Here is a 20,173-nt window from a genome sequence, read left to right as displayed (position 1 = left end):
ATCCGAGGGAGCCGTTTATGAGAGTGATAAAGAAGGATATAGATATATTCATAGACCAACTACAGAAGGGTGATGAAGGTGCTTTTCGAGTTTTATTCGATGAGTTCTATACGGCTTTGTGTCTGTTTGCAGAACGTTTCCTTGGAGAGCGGGAAGCGGCGGCGGACGTGGTTCAGGAGGCTTTTTTGAAATATTGGGACAGGCACATGGATTTTGATAATTACTATAAGATAAAATCTTTTCTTTACGTGGTGGTTCGCCATGATTGTTTGAATTTACTTCGGAATAAGCGTGAGGATTTGCCGGTGACGGAGGATATTGCCATGGACTCGGATGAATTTTTTCATAATCAAGTCATGGAGGAAGAGGCATATCGTGTATTTTACCGGGCGATTGAGCATTTGCCGCCACAGATGCGGAACGTGATCAATTACGCCTTGGAAGGATTGAAGAATGCAGATATTGCTCAAAAAATGGGAGTGTCCGAGAATGCTGTGCATGCCTATAAGAAAGAGGCGTACAAGAGATTGAAAGAGAGTATGAAAGATTATTATTACCTGTTGGATATATTTTTCTTATATCTGTTTCTTTGATTAATAAATGTTAAATAATTGAATGCAACATACCCGATCTACCATTTCTTGTGTTGTAAGATTGAAAGAATTGATAAATATTCAATACAAGTAGTATGGATAAAGCGAAGTTTGATGTTGCGATTTTGGTGGGGAAGTATCTTGCCAACAATTTGACGGATGAAGAACAAAAGTATCTGTCCGATTGGCTTTCTTCGTCAGAAAAGAACCGCACGTGGTTTGAACGGGTAACATCGGAGTCTTATCAGATTGAAAAAGGGAAAGCAACTCGTTCCATTAACGTGGAGAAGGGGTGGAAAGCTTTGGAACTTAAACGTGAATCTCGGCTGGGGGGACGTCGCCGTCGGATCTATTGGATGCGTTACGTGGCGATGTTTGTCTTACCTCTGGCTATTGCCGTTTTATTACACCAAGTGTATTATTCCCGTAAAGATAAGGTGGAAATGGTGCAAACAATTACTTCTGGAACGAGTAAGGCAATTCTTATATTGGCAGACGGTTTACCCGTGGTGTTGGAACAGCAGCAAGAAAAGACACTGAAAGAATCGGATGGAACCAAGATTAACGTTCTGAAAGAACATATCAGTTACGAGAGTGGTGTTGATGATAAGCAAGAGAAGTCGGTATACCATGAGCTGGTTATTCCTCGCGGGGGAGAGTTTTCTTTGACTTTGTCTGACGGGACGGAGGTCTACATGAATGCAGATTCAAAATTGCGTTTCCCGACAAAGTTCGGGAAGGGGGAACGGGTGGTAGAGTTGGAAGGGGAGGCCTATTTTCAGGTTGTTCATAATGAGGATGCTCCTTTTATCGTGAAGACTTCCCAGATGGCGATAAAAGTTTTGGGAACGGAGTTTAATGTTTCCGCTTACGCGGAGGATTCTGTTATACGCACGACGTTGGTTCGGGGTTCCGTGAAGATTTCTTCGGAAGTCAGCGGGGAAAGCGTGGTTCTTCATCCCGGGGAACAGTCGGCTCTCAACCGGGGAGATCATTCCATGCTGGTGAGCGAGGTGGATGTGTCCTATGCGATGGCTTGGAAAGAAGGGCGTTTACGTTTTAAGGAGAAACCTTTGAAAGAGGTGATGAAAATTATATCCCGTTGGTATGATGTTGACGTGGTGTACGAGGACGAGGAGGTGAAGGATTATCCTTTCGGGTGTAATTTTAGTCGCCATGCAACGATAGAACCTTTATTGAAAGTATTCGAGGCGACGGGTACTATTGAAACGAGTATTCACGGTAGAAAAATATGGATTAGAAAGAGAAAATAAAACGGAAGATGGTGGTACATCTCCCGCTTGAATAAGTACTTTGTGGTAAAAGTACTATAAAGTTAAATAAATAAACACTCAAAGTTATGAAAAAAAATCATGGATTCCCCTATAAATGGGGAATAAAAATGAGGTATGTGTTGCTTGTAATACAAGTGGCTCTATTTCTTCCCCAATGGGGACATGCGAGCAATAATGTTTTATTGCCGGGACCTAAGATTAGCTTTTCGATGAAAGATGCTTTGATGAAAGATGTCATCTGGGAACTTGAAAAACGATCCGGGTTTGTATTCGCTTACAACGCGAATGATTTGTTGAAGGCGGGGAAAGTGAGCGTGGAGGTGAAGGACAAGGATGTCTATGAGGCGTTGGATATTTGCTTGAAAGGAACGGGTTTGACGTATGTCGTGCAACAAGATGTTATCGTGATCAAGCGGGCAGATGCTCCGGTGCAGGAAGTGAAAAAGGTCACGATTACGGGACGGGTTGTAGATAAGGATAGTCTGCCGTTGCCGGGGGTAACGATTTTATTAAAACACACGACAATGGGTGTGGTTACCGACCAGAACGGACGTTATAGCATCACGATTCCGGATGTGCAGGAGCCCGTGTTGATTTTTACTTTCGTGGGAATGAAATCCCGGGAGGTGAAGTACATGGGAAATAACGTGATTAATATCGTGTTGGAAGATGATGTGACGGAGGTGGAAGAGGTCGTGGTGACAGGAATGTTTACCCGTAAGGCCAGTAGTTTCACGGGATCGGCAACGACGATTAAGGGGGATGAATTGTTGAAGGTGGGGAATCAGAATGTATTCCAGAGTTTGAAAAGCATGGAACCCGGGTTGATGATTTTCGAGAGCCTTGAATTTGGTTCAGATCCTAACCGGATTCCGGATATGCAATTGCGGGGAACTTCCGTGATCACGATGGGTGACAATAGTGATTTGGATTTGCGGGGTAATTACGAGAACAATCCGAATATTCCTCTTTTTATATTGGATGGTTTTGAGGCGAGTGCGGTGAAAATCTTCGATTTGGATATTAATCGTGTTGAGTCGGTGACAATATTGAAAGATGCTGCGGCAAAAGCGATATATGGTTCGAAGGCAGCCAACGGGGTTGTGGTTATCGAGACGAAAAGGAATGTTTCCAAGAATCTCCGGGTAAGTTATTCCGGAAGCGTGGATGTTCAGGCTCCGGATTTGTCTTCTTATAATTTGTGTAATGCAGAGGAAAAGTTAGAAGCGGAGAGAATTTACGGGATGTACACTCCTTCGAGCCGGGAGAACGTGGACGATATTCTCCGGTTGGAAAAATTATACATGGAACGTCTTTCGAAAGTGAAAGCCGGGGTAGATACGGATTGGTTAGCCAAACCATTGAGAAATGGTGTCGGTCATAAACATTCGTTGATGATCGAATTGGGAGATAAGAACATTCAGCTCGTGGCGAACGTCTCGTACAATGATGTCGTGGGTGTTATGAAAGGCTCCGATCGGACGAATGTGGCCGGTTCTGTGTTTGCCTCTTATCGGAATAACAAATTTAAGTTTAGGAATGAGTTGTCTGTGAACATGAACAAGAGTAATGACTCTCCTTATGGTTCGTTTGCAGAATATTCTAAACTGAATCCTTATTGGAGTCCGGTGGATGAATATGGTCAGATTGCAAAAAATGCCGGAGATGAAGAGGCCTTTTACGGGAATCCGCTTTATAACGCCACGTTGAATACGAGTCTGAAAGATAAATATACGGAGGTTACCGATAATTTCGAGGGAGAATATGATATTTTACAAGGGTTTAAGGCGAAAGTGAGGATCGGTTTTAATCGTAAATTCAGTCGGTCGGATCAGTTTTATCCCGCTAATCATTTGAAATTTAATACAGAGCAAGAATTACAGAAGAAAGGTTCTTACCAGATTAACGAGGGAGAGAGTCAAACGATGAACTACGATTTCAGTTTGAATTTTTCCCGTCAAGTGAAAGAACTGCATTATTTGTTCGGTTTTTTGAGTTACAGTTTGGATGAAACGACTTACGAAGAGAATATTTACAAGGCAGAGGGATTTCCCAGTGACCGGATGAACAGTATCTTTTTTGCCCGTCAGTATGCAGAGGATACAAAACCACAGGGTGCGGAATCGACAACTCGTAATATTGGTGTGAATGCCGTGTTCAACTATTCATACGATGATCGGTTACTTTTTGATGCCACGTTCAGAACAAATGCGTCCAGCCAGTTTGGAGCAAATCAACGTTGGGGTAACTTCTGGAGTTTAGGTGCCGGATGGAATATGCACAATGAAAAATGGTTGAGAAGTAAGGAATGGTTTTCACGGTTGAAACTGAGAGCATCTGTCGGAAGTACGGGATCACAAGGAAATAATGCCTATCAGTCTTTGGCTACTTATAATTATAGCGAGAAAAACTATGAGAATAAGTTGGGAGCCTATTTGATGGGTATGGAGAATAAGGATTTGAAGTGGCAGAAGAAGATGGATTACAACGTGGGTATGGATATGTCAGTAAAAAATAATTTCAATCTCGTGTTTGATTATTACCAGAGTACGACGGAAAACTTGTTGGTCGCCTTCACCTTACCCCCATCTACCGGATTCACAACGGTACAAGAGAATGTGGGGAAAGTGAGGAACACGGGTATTGAGCTAAGTATGAGCTATATGGTGTTGTCGCATCCTCAAGACAGGACATTCTTAACGCTTTCCTTACGTGCGGCACACAATAAGAATCGGGTTGTCAAGATTTCCGATTCCATGAAGGCCTATAACGAGAAGATGGATGAGATGGCGGAAAGTGATAGTAAATTGGTCACCAAATATTACGACGGAGTTTCCATGAACGCTATTTGGGCTGTTCGCTCGTTAGGGATAGATCCGGCAACCGGGCGTGAGATTTATTTGACAAAAGATGGAGTATCCACGTATGAATACCGGGCGGAAGATATGGTCGTGTGTGGAGATAACTTGCCTAAATTGCGCGGGAGTTTCGGGATAAATCTCGGATACAAAGGATTTGGATTGAACGTGATGTGCATGTACGAATTGGGAGCTAAAATGTATAACGAGACTTTGGTGGATCGGGTAGAGAATGTAAATATGAGCTATGCCGTGGATAAACGGGTATTGGAGGGAAGATGGCAGAAACCGGGGGATAAGGTACGTTTCCGGTCGTTGAAACAGGTGTGGGACCCGGAGAAACAGGCCTATAAGGTGGACGAGAAGACTTATGCAACCTCTCGTTTTGTTCAAAAGAAGAATGAGTTGAATATATCTTCTATCAATTTCTCGTATGATTTCTTCCGTCATGCTTTCGTGAAGAAAATGGGTATGGAGCGTTTGAGTGTGGCGTTCTATATGAACGATGTGGCTAAGTTATCCACGATTAAGACAGAACGGGGATTGTCTTATCCTTTTGCAAGAAATTATAATTTTTCGTTGCAGATGACTTTTTAGGTCCTGTTATAGATTGAATGAATAAAATATAAAAATATGAGCGCTAGAATAAATACATACTGTTTGATAATTTGGATGAGCTTATTATCATTCGGAACCATATCTTGCTCTAATTGGTTGGACGTGGAACCCAAATCTGAAATAAAGGGTGACGTGTTGTTCGAGACGGAACAAGGTTTTGAAGACGCTATAACGGGTGTGTATATCCTGATGACGGATACCCGTTTATATGGAAAAGAGATGAGCTACGGTTTTATAGAGGCGGTGGCTCAACAATACGAGATTGATCCGCTGACAAACAATTATTTCGATTGTACCCAGTATCGTTACGATATGGATGCCGTGTTGACACGGATTGATGGTATTTGGAGTGCAGCTTATAATGCAATTGCCAATGTGAATAATATTTTGAAAAACTTAGAAACGAGTTCCTGTGTAACCCCACCTGTATATGCTCGGATTAAGGGAGAATGTTTGGGGTTACGTGCTTTTCTGCATTTTGATTTGTTGCGTCTGTTCGGTTGGGGTGATTTAAAGGAACGTCCGGAGATATTAAGTCGTTTGTCTATTCCTTACGTGACGGATTATAATAAAGAGATAACAAAACAATCTACAGTAAAAGATGTTTTAGCCTATATCGAGGCTGATTTGGCTGAGGCTGATAAGTTTTTGCCTCGTGAGGTGGCAACTTCCCGGTTGACGTTTAACTATTATGCTTTATTGGCAACACGGGCCCGGGTGGCCATGTGGCAGGGGAATAAGGATATGGCGTTGAAATATGCCGAAGAGTTGATTGCAATGGAGCAGCAATTCCCGTGGGTAGATAAGAATAGATTGGAAACGAATGATTTGCAGTTGCGTGATTTTACGTTTTCTTCCGAATATCTTTTCGGATTGAACGTGTACCAATTCTCGAAGATCACGGAGTTGAGTTTCGAGGCTAAAGTGGATATTACGAGAACGAATCCCCAATTCCTGTTTCATGCGGCACAGACGGGTAAAGATTTGTTTGAACTGGGAGATAACACGGGTGCAGGTGATTATCGCTATTTGTGGTTGTATGATAAATTGGGTACTCAATATGCTTTTCTGAAGTTGAAACAGGTGGATAAATCTACTTATGCCAATCGTCTTCCTTTGATCCGGAAAGCGGAGGTTTATTATATGGCAGCAGAGTGCTTGAACGAGACGGGAAGTGTTACCGATCGGCAGAAAGCAATTAATTATTTGAATATCGTGCGGGAGAAAAGAGGAATTCAACGCAAATTAGGAAATGATTTGTCTCAGAGTGTAGTTCAGCAGGAAATATTGAAAGAGTGGCGTAAAGAGATGTTGTTGGAAGGGCAAATGTTTTTCTATTACAAGAGAAGAGGAGTGACCAATATTCAAGGATCTACGGTTGTTATGAACGACAACACGTACGTGATGCCGTTACCGAAGACGGAGGTTGAGTTTGGAGGTCGAGAAACTTATTAAAAATGATGAATGATGAAAAAGAGTATATTATATAGTCTGGTTATATTCCTTTCTGTTTTTCTCGGTGGATGCGAGAAAGATGAACCGATGGGATACCGTGGACGTCCGGGTGTTTATTTTAACGGGAAGGAGTTTTCTTATACCTTCGCTGAAAATCCTTGGAAAGATGTCGATACGGTACTATTGCCTATTTTGCTTACCGGAGATTTGGAAGATTACGATCGAAAAGTGAAGGTGGTAGTTGTTGCAGATTCAACGACTGCAACGGGAGATATGTATGAATTACTGGAGGGAACTATAAGTGCCGGATCGGAATCAGGATTTGTTCCGGTGGTTGTGAATAGTGTGCAGGAGTTGGAACATAAGGTTGTGCGACTTCGGGTACAGATCGTGGAGAACGAAGATTTTAAAGAATTGGATTTGGTTTATCCGGCATGTAATTTCACGTTTACCGCTCAGATTATTAAACCTTATAACTGGTCTCAGTTAGAATACTTTTTCGGACCTTATTCGACAGGCTGGTGGAAGTTTATCATGGAGAAATTAGGACGTACTTCTTTGCCTTATTGGGATTTATTTTCTCCGATACCTAACCCGGATCCGGATAAGTACGATATGTCGTATTACGAGATGTCAAATATTCAGCAGATGATTCGTTTGGAATTAGCCGAATATAATAAACACTCGACAACTGGGCCGATGAAACATGATGATGGGGATTACGCTGGTAAAGAGATCGTTGTTCCTGCCCCGTGGTAATGGGTGGCGTGTTTAATGGAATTGTTTAATAAAAGATGAACAGATGAAAACAAAAATATTTTTAGGACTGGTGATGATTTGTTTCTTGCTTGGCTCTTGCTTTGATGACGAATCATCCAAGAATGTCGAGTTTTTGAAACCGATCCAGATTAATGATTTCTCGACGTCTATGGAACTATACGTGAGCCAGGGAGGACGTTTGAAAATAAAGACATTAGCTTATAAAGAGGGAATGGATGATGCCGCATTATCGTTCGAATGGAAACTTCAGGGACACGGGCAACATGAAACGTTGGGAAATACGATGATATTGGACACGGTGATCAACGTACCGATGAATCGGGAGGCTTATTCTTTATTGTACACGGTTACGGATACGGAGAATGAATTGACGGTAACCAAGCGTTATTACCTGTATGTTACAGGACAATACGAGGCCGGTTTGTTAGTGGCTGATACCAAAGATGAACAAACTTCCGATCTGCATTTGATTATCGGGAAGAACTTTAACCGGAATTATAGTAAACATGAAGATGATCGTATTTTTGAGAATATTTATAGTATCAATAACGGAGCGAAGATTGGCGAGCTTGTCACGGATATGAAATCTGTTGTTGCCGGGTATCTTGAAACAAGTATTGCAACGGAACATTCTGTCGAGGACCTTTCCCCGCTGGATAATTTTACCGTGATTCGGAGAAATAACGATATGTTTATTAAAGCTTTTGACGGGGAATTTGTTGTGGGAGGCTTGAATAATTGTGCCCGTGGTCCTTACGATGTGATTGCTGTAAACGGGCATATCCATAAGAGAACTCAATACGAGGAGGCGACAACTTACGGGGTGGGAATGTTATTAGAAGATTTGACAGACGATTATTATGTCACGCATTATTTGTACAGACCTTACAATCCGTATCCGGGAGAAGGAGATCTTTTCGGGATTGCGTATGATCAGAAACACCGTCGTTTTCTTGCCTTCCCGCATTTCCGTTCGGAAGATAATTTGCATATATTCCGAAATACTTCTGCAGATGGCAAACAGGACCCGAATCAGTTGGGAAATAAAGAGTGCATATATATAGGTTATGGTCCGAATGTTACAATGTATGCCGTATTGAAAGATAGCGATACCGGTTTGCATGAAATATGGACATTTAATATGAATGCAGATGATAAGAACCGTCCAGATGTGATTACGGGATATTATATTCTGGATGGATGTCCGGATATAGAGAAAGCCCACAAGTTTCAGTCACAGGCTATGGAAGAAGTCATGTATTATGCAACGGATGACAAAGTATATGCTGTTTTGCTAACGGCGTCACATCCCCAGGCATTACCTAAATATGAGGCAAATCCGGGAGAAAAGATTACGGGAATTCAAGTGGTTGAGTATTGTGAGGGAAAACTGGAAATTCCGAATACCGATAAACCGGGCGAATTGACGGATCTGGGAGCTAGTAATCACATGATGTTGGTTATGACTTATAACGAAACGACCCGGGAGGGAAAGGTAATTGCTGTTCCAATCTTATCTTTGGGAACTGGTGACTTGATTCAAGATAAGACCTATCATCGGGAATATGGTCCTTTCGGACGTATATTGAAAACAACTTGTTATCACACGCGTTAAATTGATGAATATGAAAATATTAATGAATATCGTATTATTGTCGTTATTAAGTATGACTATAATGTCTTGCCACGATAATGACGATGTGGAACCTTTGGTGCAATTGAATAAATACCGGGCCAAAGAGATCAAGGGGCATAATGCTTTGTGGGGAGATTTTAAAATTAGTCTGAACTATATTGATAATAGTCTGGATTTAGGATTTATTACAGATCGTAATCAAGATACAATTGGGAGGTTGAATAGTTCTCAAGTTCTTATGTTGGTTCCGTCTATCAGTCAGGAAGAGATTGATCAATTGGAGCCGGGAAGTACTATTCCGATGAAATATCAGGTTATTTTCCAGATACAAAGAAAGACGAATCAGGAGGTCATTTATCATTATGCAAAAGAGGATTTACAATACGTTCTCAAGTATTCGGAGAGTTATTTGTTCGAGTATGATGATACTTTAAGGATGGACCGTAAGATTATGAAATGGCGTCGTATCGGTGATTCGAAGACGGATGATCCGTTAATGCGTATGGTATATACTTATAATGGCGATCGGCTTACGGGCGGCGAATACGCCACGTATATCTCAAATTGGGAGCCTCGTTCTCACGTGGAATATAGTTATGATGGAAATCAATTGATTGGGATCAAAGAAACAACAATGGATGGACAGGTTGTCTTTACCAAAACTTTCATTTATTCAGGGAGTGATCGGTTGAAAGTCAAGACGGAGGATCATGGGGTTGTCCGGGAAGTGGACTATGTGTTGAATTCTGACGGGTATGTAACCCGGATTGACGAGGGAGACGGGAATTATATGGAGGTTGAATATGAACTGGGACATGGGGATTTGAGTACGTTGGTATCAAATATTGTAAAAATACAAGGTGAACCATTTATTAAATAGTGAATATGAAAATTATAGCATTAGTTATTTTATTTGTGACAACGATTATGGGTTGCCATTCTCCGAAAGTGAACACGATTCATTTGAAAGGACAGATGGCGGACATGGGTACACAAGAAGTGATTATGGAGTACACGGGAGTGACGGGAGATTTTGGTACGAGTTTGAATAGGATAATCAAAACGGATGCTTCCGGTTATTTTGATACGACTTTTGTGTTGGAGCAACCGATGTATTTCAATATCAGTCGTAACATTCTTTACCTTTCACCCGGTGATGATTTGGAAGTTTACTTGACACCGGATACCCGTCAAGCGACTTTTAAGGGAAAAGGGAGCGAGGCGCAGTTGTTTTTGAAAGATCGGCTTTATCCCAAGGGGGGCTCTTTTCTTTTGTCCGGACGGAATGTAAGGGAGAATTTTGAGAAAACGAAAGAGGTGGTGGATGCGCTTGCGGCTTCTAAATTGGCTCAACTGGATACTCTAAAGGGGATAACGGAGCTTTTTAAGGAGAATGAACGTATTCGGGTGAAGGCGAATTTGTTGAATAGTTATTTGACTTATGCTCTGTATAATAAAGAAAATGCAGGAGCGTCACGGGAGGAACAAAGGCAATGGTACGGGCGTTTTATTACTTCTGTTATCCCGGATGTAAATCAACTGATGCGAGAGATTACGAAAAACAAGTATCTGGATATTATAGATGTCAGGGATGTGATTGTGTATAACTTGGATCAAGCGGAATTTATGCAAGGGGTGGAGATTACCCCGGAAATGCGGGAAATCAAGGAAGCTTTACAAGTTTTGGCGAAATTGGATTCATCAACAGATCCGGAGGTGATTCTGAGCATGGAGGAAAAGACAAAATCTTTTCAGCACGTGGGAATTGTTTCCGAATTACGGGAGAAGATCCGTAATGTGAAAAGTCTGATGACGGGACAACCGGCCCACGAGATTATCATGACAGATGTTGATGGGAATGAAGTCTTGTTAAGTAGTTTTAAAGGCAAAAATATTTATTTGGATTGTTGGGCGACGTGGTGCGGTCCTTGTATTCAGGAATCCCCGGCATTTGCCGTGTTAAGTGAAAAATATAAAGATAAAGATATTGTCTTTATTCAATTGTCAACAGATAATTCCAGAAAGACTTGGTTGAGTTACTTGAAACAAAAGGAATCGGTAGTGCCTCAGTTTAATTCTGTCGATAACGAAGGATTGAGAGTGAATTGGCAAATCAAGTATATTCCTCGTTTTATCTTGATTGACAAGGAATTTAATATTGTTGAATCTTTTGCCCCGAGGCCTTCTGATCCGGAAATTACCGAACATTTGGATGCCTTGCTTGCAAAATGAATGATTATTGATAAGTAAAAGTAATTGTCGGAAGAAAATCCGGCAATTATTTTTTCCGGTTGATACTCGTACTTTCTCATAAGGAATGCTTTATTTGCGGATTTAGGGATGTTCAATAAATATTTAGTGCAAATTAATGTAAAATAATGTATTCAAAATGTGATAATACAGTTATCATATTGCGAGCCGCTCCCATTCCGCTCCCATTCCTCCCCTATCCCGCTCCTATAATAATAACAAATATTTGTATTACGATAGGATATATTAACATCTGGAAAAGTCGATTATAGCTATTTGAAAACAGGATAATAACCCTATCTGATAGAAATTTTATTTGAATGCCCGTTTTACAAGGATAAATCACTGTTTGTCCGGGTATACCTCGATGTGGAAACGATTGCTTGCATTTTTTCTTTTGGTGTATAGGCTTGATATTATATTTTTTGGAGGATAATTATATTGTTTTGTAATTATAAAGCCGTACTTTTGTTCACCCGTGGGTCGCAAAGTATGGAGAGGAAAAATGAAGATACCAGTTTATTGTTGAAGCACTTGCAAGAAGGTGACGAACGAGCTTTTCGGACGTTATTTGAGGAGTTTTATGCAGCATTGTGCTTGTTTGCGACCCGTTATTTGGGTGATCGGGAAGAGGCTGCGGATGTGGTGCAAGAGACGTTTTTAAAATATTGGAACAAACACACGGATTTTGATGATTACCGGAAGATAAAGTCTTTTCTTTATGTAGTTGTGCGTCATGCCTGTCTTAATTTATTGCGTGATCGTGAGTTACGTTCCCGTATCCCCGAGGAGTGGATTGAGGATTCTGAACAGGAGTTTCGAAATCAGGTGATGGAAGAGGAGGTACATCGTATTTTTAATCATGCGATAGATAAACTGCCCTTACAGATGCGAATGGTAATTAATCTTTCTTTAGATGGATTGAAGAATTCGGAGATTGCTGAAAAGATGAATCTTTCGGAAGGAACTGTTCACGCCTACAAAAAAGAAGCCTACAAAAAGTTGAGAATCAGCTTGAAGGATTACTATTATTTATTGCCTTTTCTTTTATTCATATCTCGTTAAATATTAATTAACGTTAAATACCGAATATCAGACACTCCCTAAAATCTATTTTTTGTGTTCTAGTTGTGAATTTAATCTAATAGTAGCATAAAATGGATGATGGTTTCTTTGATATTGTCGAGCTAGTTAGTAAATACATGACAGGAGAATTGACCGGGGCAGAACGGGAGAGTTTGGATAACTGGTTGAGTCTTTCCGAAGATAATCGTAAATGGTTTCATGAGGTTACCGAAAAAGAATTTATATACCGGAAACGTCAGGAGTTGAAATCCATTGATGTAAAGGGTGGATGGAAAGCTCTTTCTCGTAAACGAGCCAAGGAGAATAGGAGGCGATTGGGGATTCGTGCGTTGAAATATGCTTGTGTTTTTATTCTACTGGTTGTTTCTTCCATGTATTTTTTAATGCAGCGTGTTGATCGGGAAGAAATTATTCCAGTGGAGAGTGCCGAGATCCTTCCCGGAACTTCCAGGGCTATCCTTTACATGGCGAATGGTTCTATTATTGATCTAGCCAATCATGATCGGGATTCGTTGCGAGAATTAGATGGAACGATTATTGGCTTGGATGGCGAGAGTATTACTTATCCTAAAATCCGCAACTATCATCCAATACACGATTAAGGGTAGATTTATGAGTCGTTAGTAGTAGCTTTCAGTAAAAAGCAACAGCACAACATCAATATGTAGCCAACATCCCCTTACCCCACGATGCGACTTGAGGTAATACGCAGATTCTAACCGGAAAGAAAGGATTCTTATCCGAATTCTGTTTTGAAGGGTTTTGCATAAGCGCGGTTCTCTGTGTAGATATTCAGCACGTATTGCCTTGCAGTCATGATCCACTTGGCAGGTACGGAGATGAATCTGAAGACAAAAGCCTTTATGCGACTCGTTTTCTTGAGCCCAAAAGCCTTGGTGTCAAGCCTGCTCATGATGGTCTTGTAGAAATTGTGTATCAATGCAGTAAGCAGAAGAAAGACAGTATTCTCCGCCATGAATGACTTGGGGAGCCTGCTCCAACCGAATCCGTTGTTCATGTCGTCAAAGATACGTTCCTTGCCGCCACGCAGATTGTAGAATTCAACAATGTCCCTTGTCGATGACTTGTAATCGTTGGTCAGAATACAACGGTAAGTGTATTCGCCTTCCCACAGGTCAAGGTCGCCACTGTTGCGTCTTTGTCTCTGGATGACAAGACGATAGCACTTGCCTTCCCATTTCTCAACGAGAATGGAATTGAGTTCGAACTGGATGCCGTTAATCTCCTCCGTCTTCCATCCTCTCAGAGCAAAGATGTCATTGTAGAGCGAACTGCATCGGTTGGCACGGATGTAGAAATGTTTGCAATGCTTCTCTATCTCACTGACGATTTCCTTCGAGCAGGAACCGCAGTCTGCCCTGAAGCGATTTACACGGATGTTCTGGGATTCCAGAAGAGCGAAGAATCTCTTATGGGTGTCTGCCTGATGAAAACGCACATTCGTGTTGCCATCGCTGTTCTCGATATAGACTATCTTGTCACCGATAACATATACGCCAGGCCTGTAGCCGAGGAACTTTTTGTAGGTCGGTTTTGCATCATACTTCTCCGTTTCAAGAAACTGATGGTCAAAGTCAACATCGTATTCCTCAATTTCCTTCAACTCGCCTGTAGAAACCAAAGCGTTTATAAGCAATGTGTTGAGTTTGTCTGCAGTATTGAAATCATAGGTCTTGCCTTGGTCGGAAGTATAGGAGATGTTTTCCTTTGTCAGTTCCTTGATGGCTCTGAGGATGGTATCAGAGCTGCATGTACGAAGGGTAGGATGATACGAGAGATGGCGCATCAGTTGTGACGTTACGTCTTCCACGCATGAGCCGCCACAGAAATAAACGCTCATCAGCGAACGGACTATCTCGCTGAACTGATATCCGATGATACTGCGGCATCTCTGACCCAGTGTTGAGTCGATAACGGGTGAAAGCATGGAGTCAAATTTCTCCATGATTGAAAAAATTCCTCCAAAAGGTGTGAGTTTCTCAGATTTTATTTGTACCTTTGCCATGCCTTGTTACGATTTTCGCTTGTTTTCTAATTGCAACATACTACTGGTGCGATAAAATCGCATTAGTTTTAAATATCATCAAATAACGAGAGTTCTTTGACATTTTGGTTTGAAATGATTGATGAGTCTAGCTTGGTTATCAACGACCGCAGGTCAGTCCTTTCCAACGCGGATATTCTAATCAGGGTAGCCACCTCGGTGATTGAATAAGGGCTGTTGCTGGCAACCTTTATTCTTACTACTGTCAGATACGATATGATGGCAGCCCAAAGATGGATTTTGACAGCATTTTCCGAATATCCCCACAGAGTTTTTACGGTAATGTTCTGTTTAATCCACTTGAAGAATACCTCTATATCCCATCGATGGCGGTACAAGTTGGATATTTCCAAGGCACTGACTTCAAAGTTATTGGATATAAAGTCCACAATAGTATCATTATCAGGGTCATAAACGCGGACAAATCTCATGGCTTCGGGATACAGCTTGCTTGAGTTATACCCCGTTACCCTTATACGGGAGTCTTCCAGTACGCCAGACTTGACATCGGAAATATCCATCTGCTCGACAGTCTCGAATTTCATGTTCTCTTTTGGACGTGATACCCAAAATGCCTGAGCCTGATGAAATCTGAAAAGTGCTTTAAAGTCAACATAGGCCTTATCCATCACGTAGAAAGCATAAGGCTCCGGTGCCAGTGCATCAAGCTCGTTGCTGTCATGCCACTTGCCGTCCGTGATATGGATATTGGCAGGTATGCTGCCTCTCAAATCCAACAGGGCGTGCATCTTGACAGCTCCTTTGCTGTATTTCCCCAAAGCCCACGTTGCAAGCCTTATACTGGTTGATATGGTCGTGGAATCAAGCGCATATATCACGTTATCAATGGTAATTTGAGACAGTTGGATATTTGAGAACATCGGTCTGACCGTGGCAATCAAATAAAGGCCCAGCCCCTCAAAAATGCGATAATCCCTGCTTTCGTTTGCACGAGACAATGAGGTATGGTTCACGGCCTTACGAAAACCGAGATGATAAAGCATCTTGTTATGGGCTTCGAGGCATAGACAAATATCCCTCAGAGAATCACATCCTGTCAACTGTCCGAAAAGCAGATGAAGGAGGTGATTGTAACTGCTGAGATTTTTGGTATGCCAATCTCCTTTATATTGCTTTACGAGTTTATCAAACTGATAACGCGGTATATACTCGACAACTTGGGAAAATACAAACTTGCCTTGATTCATAATCCTGATGTGTTGAAACTACAGGACTAATAAATCATTTTCAAATCAAAAAATCAATGAACGCTTATATTTGACTAAAAATTAATCGTTTAACTACAGTGGTGTGGTTTTTATCGCACCACTAATAATTGCAACACTAAGATAAGTGAAAAATCTGACACAGCAAAATCCTGGGCAACTTTTTGTTGCTCAGGAACTTATAAATTAATTTAAATCAAAGTGTTGCGGAATTAAGGCTTATAAAAATGCGGTAGATTCGGTAGTCAGTTCAGATTTGTATAACGAGCTTGTGATTCCCCGGGGTGGTGAATACGTGTTGACGCTTGCGGATGGAACGTTGGTATGTTTGAATGCTGGATCTAAATTACGATTCCCCGTGCAATTTAGCGGAATCACGAGGAAAGTAGAATTGGAAGGGGAAGGGTATTTTCAAGTGGCACGTAATGAAGAAATGCCTTTTGTTGTAAGTGCATCCGGGGTGAATATCACGGTGTTGGGAACAGAGTTTAATGTATCGAATTATCCTGAAAATGAAGATGTACAGACGACATTGATCAAGGGTAAAGTACAAGTAACTCTTTCGGAAGATACGGGTGGTTATATCTTGCACCCGGGGGAACAAGCCGTGTATAACAAGGAAAGCGGGGAGGTTACGGTGGCAAATATTGACGTGTCATATGTTACGGCTTGGCGGGAAGGGCGTCTTCGTTTCCGGGATCGTCCTCTAAAAGAGATCATGGATTTTATTTCTCGTTGGTATGATGTGGATGTGGTATATGAAGATGAGAGCGTGAAAAATTATCTTTTCGGGTGTAATTTTAATCGTCACGTGACGGTGACTCCTTTGCTGGAATTATTCCAGAGTACGGGGACTGTCCGCTTTGAAGTGGTTGGAAAGAAAATCATCGTAAAAAAATAGCGAAGAATATGCAACTATTCTTCGCTTGTTAATAACACCTCTTGCTGGAGGCATTAAAAAATCGAATTTAATCAAATCAAAAGTATGAAAAAAAAACGTAGAAGTACTCGTTGGAAAGTAACAAATTTGTTTTTAGCTTTCCAGGTGGCTATTGTTTTGGTGTTGTCCGGAGGACACGTGTATGGAATGGCGGATGAACCGCTAATCAATTTATCGTTGAAAAATGTGGCGGTAAAAGATGCTCTTTGGGAGATAGAAAAACAATCCAAAATGGTTTTCGTGTATAATGCTGACGACTTGGGTAAGGCTGGCAAGATCTCTGTGGAGATCAAGGGTAAAACGGTACGGGAGGCTTTGGACATTTGTTTGAAGGATTCCGGATTTGAATACACGATAGAACAGAATACGGTTGTCATCAAACGTAAAGTAGTGGAAAAAGCGGCTAATGTGCAAAAAATCACGGTAAAAGGAAAGGTTGTTGATAAGAGTGAGACGGGGTTACCGGGAGTAACTATTGTACTAAAGGGAACGAGTGTAGGTGTGGTAACCGATATGAATGGTCATTATTCGATAACCATCCCTTTGATGGGTAATCCGGTACTCGTGTTCTCTTTTATCGGGATGAAAAAACAGGAGGTGGCGGTCAATGATCGACAAGAGATTAACGTGATATTAGAAGAGGACCAGACCGAGATGGAGGAAGTTGTGGTTACCGGTATTTATTCCCGTAAAAAAGAGAGTTTTACGGGGTCTTCTCAAACGTATAAAGCGGAAGAGTTGAAAATGATAGGTAATCAGAATATTTTGCAAAGTTTAAAAGCGTTAGACCCGGCATTTAATATCATGGAAAACAATCAATACGGTTCTGACCCTAACCGTACTCCGGATATTGAGATACGGGGAAAAACGAGTATCGTGGGGATGAAAGAGGAATTTGGTGAAGACCCGAATCAACCTTTGTTTATTCTGGACGGTTTTGAAACGACGTTGGAAACGATCATGGACTTGAGCTTGGATCGTGTCGCTTCCGTGACATTGTTGAAAGATGCGGCTTCTACGGCTATTTATGGAGCGAAAGCGGCTAATGGAGTGGTAGTCGTGGAGACGAAAGCGCCCGTGCAAGGGCGTTTGCGCTTGTCCTATAATGGTAGTTTTGAGGTATCTTTTGCCGATTTGACGGATTATAATTTAATGAATGCGGCAGAGAAGTTGGAGTTTGAATTATTAGCCGGGAACTTCAAGTCGAATTTGATCGCTTTCGAGGAAGCCAACAAGATACGTTATAATAACTTGTTATATAACGTGGACAGGGGTGTTAACACGTACTGGATGTCAGAACCGTTGCGGACAGGATTGACTCAACGTCACAATGTTTACGTGGAAGGTGGTGACTCGCAGATGCGTTACGGTTTAGGGATAAACTACACGAACATTCAGGGGGTAATGCAGGAATCCCGTCGTCAGGTGATGAGTGGAAATCTGGATTTGTTATATCGGAAAGGTAAGCTGAGTTATAGTAATAAATTGACTGTCGATTACACGAAGACGAATGATCCTGTCGTACCTTTTAGTGAGTATTCACGTGCTAACCCGTATTATACCAAGTATAACGAGAATGGGGGGATTGACAAGTGGTTGGAAAATAACGAGGAACTTGGAGTTTCGGTTCCCAATCCTTTGTGGAATGCATCTTTGAATAGTTATGACAAGGGAAATACGATAAGTATTCGGGATAATTTCCAGATGGAATATCGTCCGTGGAATTTCTTGTATGTTCGGGCTCGTTTCGGGATAACGAAATCTACTACGGATGATGAAACTTTCCGTTCACCCGAGGATACAAAGTTTGATGATAGCGTGGAGTCTTTAAAGGGATCTTATACGGATATGCGTAAAGAGAGTTTGTCGTATGAAGGTGATTTCACTGTAACTTACGGACAATTACTTGCCGACGTGCATCAGATCAATGCTGTGTTTGGAGCTTCTTGCAGTGAATCCAATAGTGATTACAAATCATTTTCTGCAGCGGGCTTCCCGGAAGGGAACTTCACGAAACCATCTTTCGCGAGTGGTTATGCTGCCAACGGAAAACCTTCTTATTCCGATTCTAAGAAAAGAACAGCAAATTTCTATTTTAACGGGGGATATTCTTACGATAACCGTTATCTGTTGGACGTGAACTTCCGTGCAGACGGTTCGTCCGTGTTTGGTTCCAACAAGCAATTCACGACGACTTGGGCTATCGGGTTGGCTTGGAACTTGCATAATGAGGGTTTCATCAAGAATAACACGGATTTTTTCTCGATGCTAAAGTTGAGGGCTTCAATCGGTAACCCGGGAAACCAGAATTTTGGTTCTTACAAGACAATCACGACTTATAAATTTAATAACTGGTTGTTGAATGACTTTGGAACCGGGCTATTGGTTGATGCATTCGGGGATCCGGATTTGGAATGGCAGAAGACAATTGATAAAAATATAGGTTTTGATGTGAGTATGTTTAATAATCGTTTTCACGTGAACTTCGATTATTATTACAAAGTGACCGATCCGTTGATGGCGTCAATCGGGATCCCTTTATCCGTGGGTGTTTCTCAACGGCTGGCTAACGTGGGTAAACAAGTAAGTAAGGGATATAACGGGACGATTAAATATGCTTTCATTTATCGCCCGAAAGAACGAATCAACTGGACAACGAGTTTTACTTTCCGTCATGGACATTCCTATTATGACAAGATCGGTAAAAACTTGGATCAGTATAATAAAGAAAATCGTTCCAATAGTTTGGCTCGTTATTATGATGGAGGAAGTCCTTCTGATTTATGGTCTGTTCGTTCGTTAGGAATTGATCCTGCAACGGGGAAAGAATTATTCCTTACAGAGAAAGGTAGAATAACATTCACTTATGACTATGCTGATGAGGTTGTCGTGGGAAATTCCGAACCGGACTTGGAAGGAGTGTTAGGGAATTCTTTTTACTATAAAGGTTTTTCTTGCAGTTTTTATTGGCGTTATAGCTTCGGTGCGGATGCGTTCAACCGGACTGTATATAGTAAAGTGGAAAACATATCCAAGGAAAGTTTGAAGCAAAATCAGGACAAGCGAGCCTTGTATGATCGTTGGAAAGAACCGGGAAATGGAGCAAAATATAAGGGAATTTCGTTGACTGAAAATACTCCGATTTCTTCCCGATTTGTACAGAAAAATAATTACTTGACCCTTGAGTCTGTCCGGGTGGCATACGAGTTTAGCCCGGAATGGATGCAGAAGATTCATTTTTCAGGGATGACGGTAAGTGCTTATATGAATGATATTTGTCGGTTCTCGACGATCGAGGATGAGCGTGGTATTGATTACCCGTTTGCCCGGAGTTTTTCGTTCGCGTTATCGATTAATTTTTAATGGGATAG

General features: G+C 41.5%; 14 protein-coding genes. 12 read left to right on the top strand and 2 right to left on the bottom strand.

The genetic code is table 11. From position 1 onward, the window contains the following. Nucleotides 1–17 precede the first annotated feature (17 nt). The 10 genes from F1644_RS04245 (at nt 18) to F1644_RS04200 (ending at nt 13,173) form a co-directional block, all read left to right on the top strand. Nucleotides 18–593: an RNA polymerase sigma factor gene (locus F1644_RS04245; protein WP_209279549.1), complete on the top strand. Its 576-nt coding sequence runs from the start codon at nt 18–20 to the stop codon at nt 591–593. A 95-nt stretch (nt 594–688) separates the two neighbouring features. Next, entirely contained in the window at nt 689–1,867 is a 1,179-nt protein-coding gene (locus F1644_RS04240; protein WP_118302007.1) for a FecR family protein, read from the top strand. Between the two features lie 86 nt (nt 1,868–1,953). Further along, complete coding sequence (locus F1644_RS04235) at nt 1,954–5,343, top strand: SusC/RagA family TonB-linked outer membrane protein (protein ID WP_118302008.1); 3,390 nt, start codon at nt 1,954–1,956, stop codon at nt 5,341–5,343. Between the two features lie 36 nt (nt 5,344–5,379). Continuing rightward, nucleotides 5,380–6,819 carry a RagB/SusD family nutrient uptake outer membrane protein gene (locus F1644_RS04230; RefSeq protein WP_118302009.1) on the top strand — a complete coding sequence of 480 codons (1,440 nt, stop codon included), beginning with the start codon at nt 5,380–5,382 and terminating at the stop codon, nt 6,817–6,819. A gap of 12 nt (nt 6,820–6,831) precedes the next feature. Then, entirely contained in the window at nt 6,832–7,578 is a 747-nt protein-coding gene (locus tag F1644_RS04225; protein WP_027199741.1) for a DUF4843 domain-containing protein, read from the top strand. 43 nt (nt 7,579–7,621) lie between these two features. Continuing rightward, nucleotides 7,622–9,214 (top strand): PKD-like family lipoprotein, encoded by a 1,593-nt coding sequence (locus F1644_RS04220; protein ID WP_118302011.1) that lies wholly within the window; start codon nt 7,622–7,624, stop codon nt 9,212–9,214. 10 nt (nt 9,215–9,224) lie between these two features. After that, nucleotides 9,225–10,115 carry a hypothetical protein gene (locus F1644_RS04215; RefSeq protein ID WP_147344460.1) on the top strand — a complete coding sequence of 297 codons (891 nt, stop codon included), beginning with the start codon at nt 9,225–9,227 and terminating at the stop codon, nt 10,113–10,115. 5 nt (nt 10,116–10,120) lie between these two features. Beyond that, nucleotides 10,121–11,467: a TlpA family protein disulfide reductase gene (locus F1644_RS04210; RefSeq protein WP_118302013.1), complete on the top strand. Its 1,347-nt coding sequence runs from the start codon at nt 10,121–10,123 to the stop codon at nt 11,465–11,467. Between the two features lie 510 nt (nt 11,468–11,977). Then, nucleotides 11,978–12,550 carry an RNA polymerase sigma factor gene (locus tag F1644_RS04205; RefSeq protein WP_118302014.1) on the top strand — a complete coding sequence of 191 codons (573 nt, stop codon included), beginning with the start codon at nt 11,978–11,980 and terminating at the stop codon, nt 12,548–12,550. 92 nt (nt 12,551–12,642) lie between these two features. Beyond that, a complete protein-coding gene (locus F1644_RS04200; protein ID WP_168044469.1) occupies nt 12,643–13,173 on the top strand; it encodes a hypothetical protein in 531 nt (176 codons plus the stop codon). Nucleotides 13,174–13,307: 134 nt separating this feature from the next. Here F1644_RS04200 and F1644_RS04195 read toward each other — a convergent pair whose 3' ends face one another. After that, nucleotides 13,308–14,597 carry an IS1380-like element IS612 family transposase gene (locus F1644_RS04195; protein ID WP_008766692.1) on the bottom strand — a complete coding sequence of 430 codons (1,290 nt, stop codon included), beginning with the start codon at nt 14,595–14,597 and terminating at the stop codon, nt 13,308–13,310. 68 nt (nt 14,598–14,665) lie between these two features. Then, nucleotides 14,666–15,844, bottom strand: coding sequence for an IS4 family transposase (locus F1644_RS04190; RefSeq protein ID WP_168044627.1), 1,179 nt, complete (start codon nt 15,842–15,844; stop codon nt 14,666–14,668). A gap of 274 nt (nt 15,845–16,118) precedes the next feature. Between F1644_RS04190 and F1644_RS04185 the strand changes: the two genes are divergently transcribed. Together F1644_RS04185 and F1644_RS04180 are read left to right on the top strand one after the other, a co-directional pair. Continuing rightward, nucleotides 16,119–16,763: a FecR family protein gene (locus tag F1644_RS04185; protein WP_168044565.1), complete on the top strand. Its 645-nt coding sequence runs from the start codon at nt 16,119–16,121 to the stop codon at nt 16,761–16,763. 84 nt (nt 16,764–16,847) lie between these two features. Continuing rightward, nucleotides 16,848–20,165, top strand: coding sequence for a SusC/RagA family TonB-linked outer membrane protein (locus F1644_RS04180; protein ID WP_118302016.1), 3,318 nt, complete (start codon nt 16,848–16,850; stop codon nt 20,163–20,165). The last annotated feature ends 8 nt before the right edge of the window (nt 20,166–20,173 follow it).

Source organism: Butyricimonas paravirosa (assembly GCF_032878955.1).
Taxonomy (GTDB): Bacteria; Bacteroidota; Bacteroidia; order Bacteroidales; family Marinifilaceae; genus Butyricimonas; species Butyricimonas paravirosa.
The sequence above is the reverse complement of the archived record's forward strand: the minus strand, read 5'-3'. Positions and strand labels throughout refer to the sequence as shown.

Bases quoted from the DNA above. Each gene is read 5' to 3' on its own strand.
- F1644_RS04245 (WP_209279549.1), top strand. From the start codon at position 18: ATGAGAGTGATAAAGAAGGATATAGATATATTCATAGACCAACTACAG.
- F1644_RS04240 (WP_118302007.1), top strand. From the start codon at position 689: ATGGATAAAGCGAAGTTTGATGTTGCGATTTTGGTGGGGAAGTATCTT.
- F1644_RS04235 (WP_118302008.1), top strand. From the start codon at position 1,954: ATGAAAAAAAATCATGGATTCCCCTATAAATGGGGAATAAAAATGAGG.
- F1644_RS04230 (WP_118302009.1), top strand. From the start codon at position 5,380: ATGAGCGCTAGAATAAATACATACTGTTTGATAATTTGGATGAGCTTA.
- F1644_RS04225 (WP_027199741.1), top strand. From the start codon at position 6,832: ATGAAAAAGAGTATATTATATAGTCTGGTTATATTCCTTTCTGTTTTT.
- F1644_RS04220 (WP_118302011.1), top strand. From the start codon at position 7,622: ATGAAAACAAAAATATTTTTAGGACTGGTGATGATTTGTTTCTTGCTT.
- F1644_RS04215 (WP_147344460.1), top strand. From the start codon at position 9,225: ATGAAAATATTAATGAATATCGTATTATTGTCGTTATTAAGTATGACT.
- F1644_RS04210 (WP_118302013.1), top strand. From the start codon at position 10,121: ATGAAAATTATAGCATTAGTTATTTTATTTGTGACAACGATTATGGGT.
- F1644_RS04205 (WP_118302014.1), top strand. From the start codon at position 11,978: ATGGAGAGGAAAAATGAAGATACCAGTTTATTGTTGAAGCACTTGCAA.
- F1644_RS04200 (WP_168044469.1), top strand. From the start codon at position 12,643: ATGGATGATGGTTTCTTTGATATTGTCGAGCTAGTTAGTAAATACATG.
- F1644_RS04195 (WP_008766692.1), bottom strand. From the start codon at position 14,597: ATGGCAAAGGTACAAATAAAATCTGAGAAACTCACACCTTTTGGAGGA.
- F1644_RS04190 (WP_168044627.1), bottom strand. From the start codon at position 15,844: ATGAATCAAGGCAAGTTTGTATTTTCCCAAGTTGTCGAGTATATACCG.
- F1644_RS04180 (WP_118302016.1), top strand. From the start codon at position 16,848: ATGAAAAAAAAACGTAGAAGTACTCGTTGGAAAGTAACAAATTTGTTT.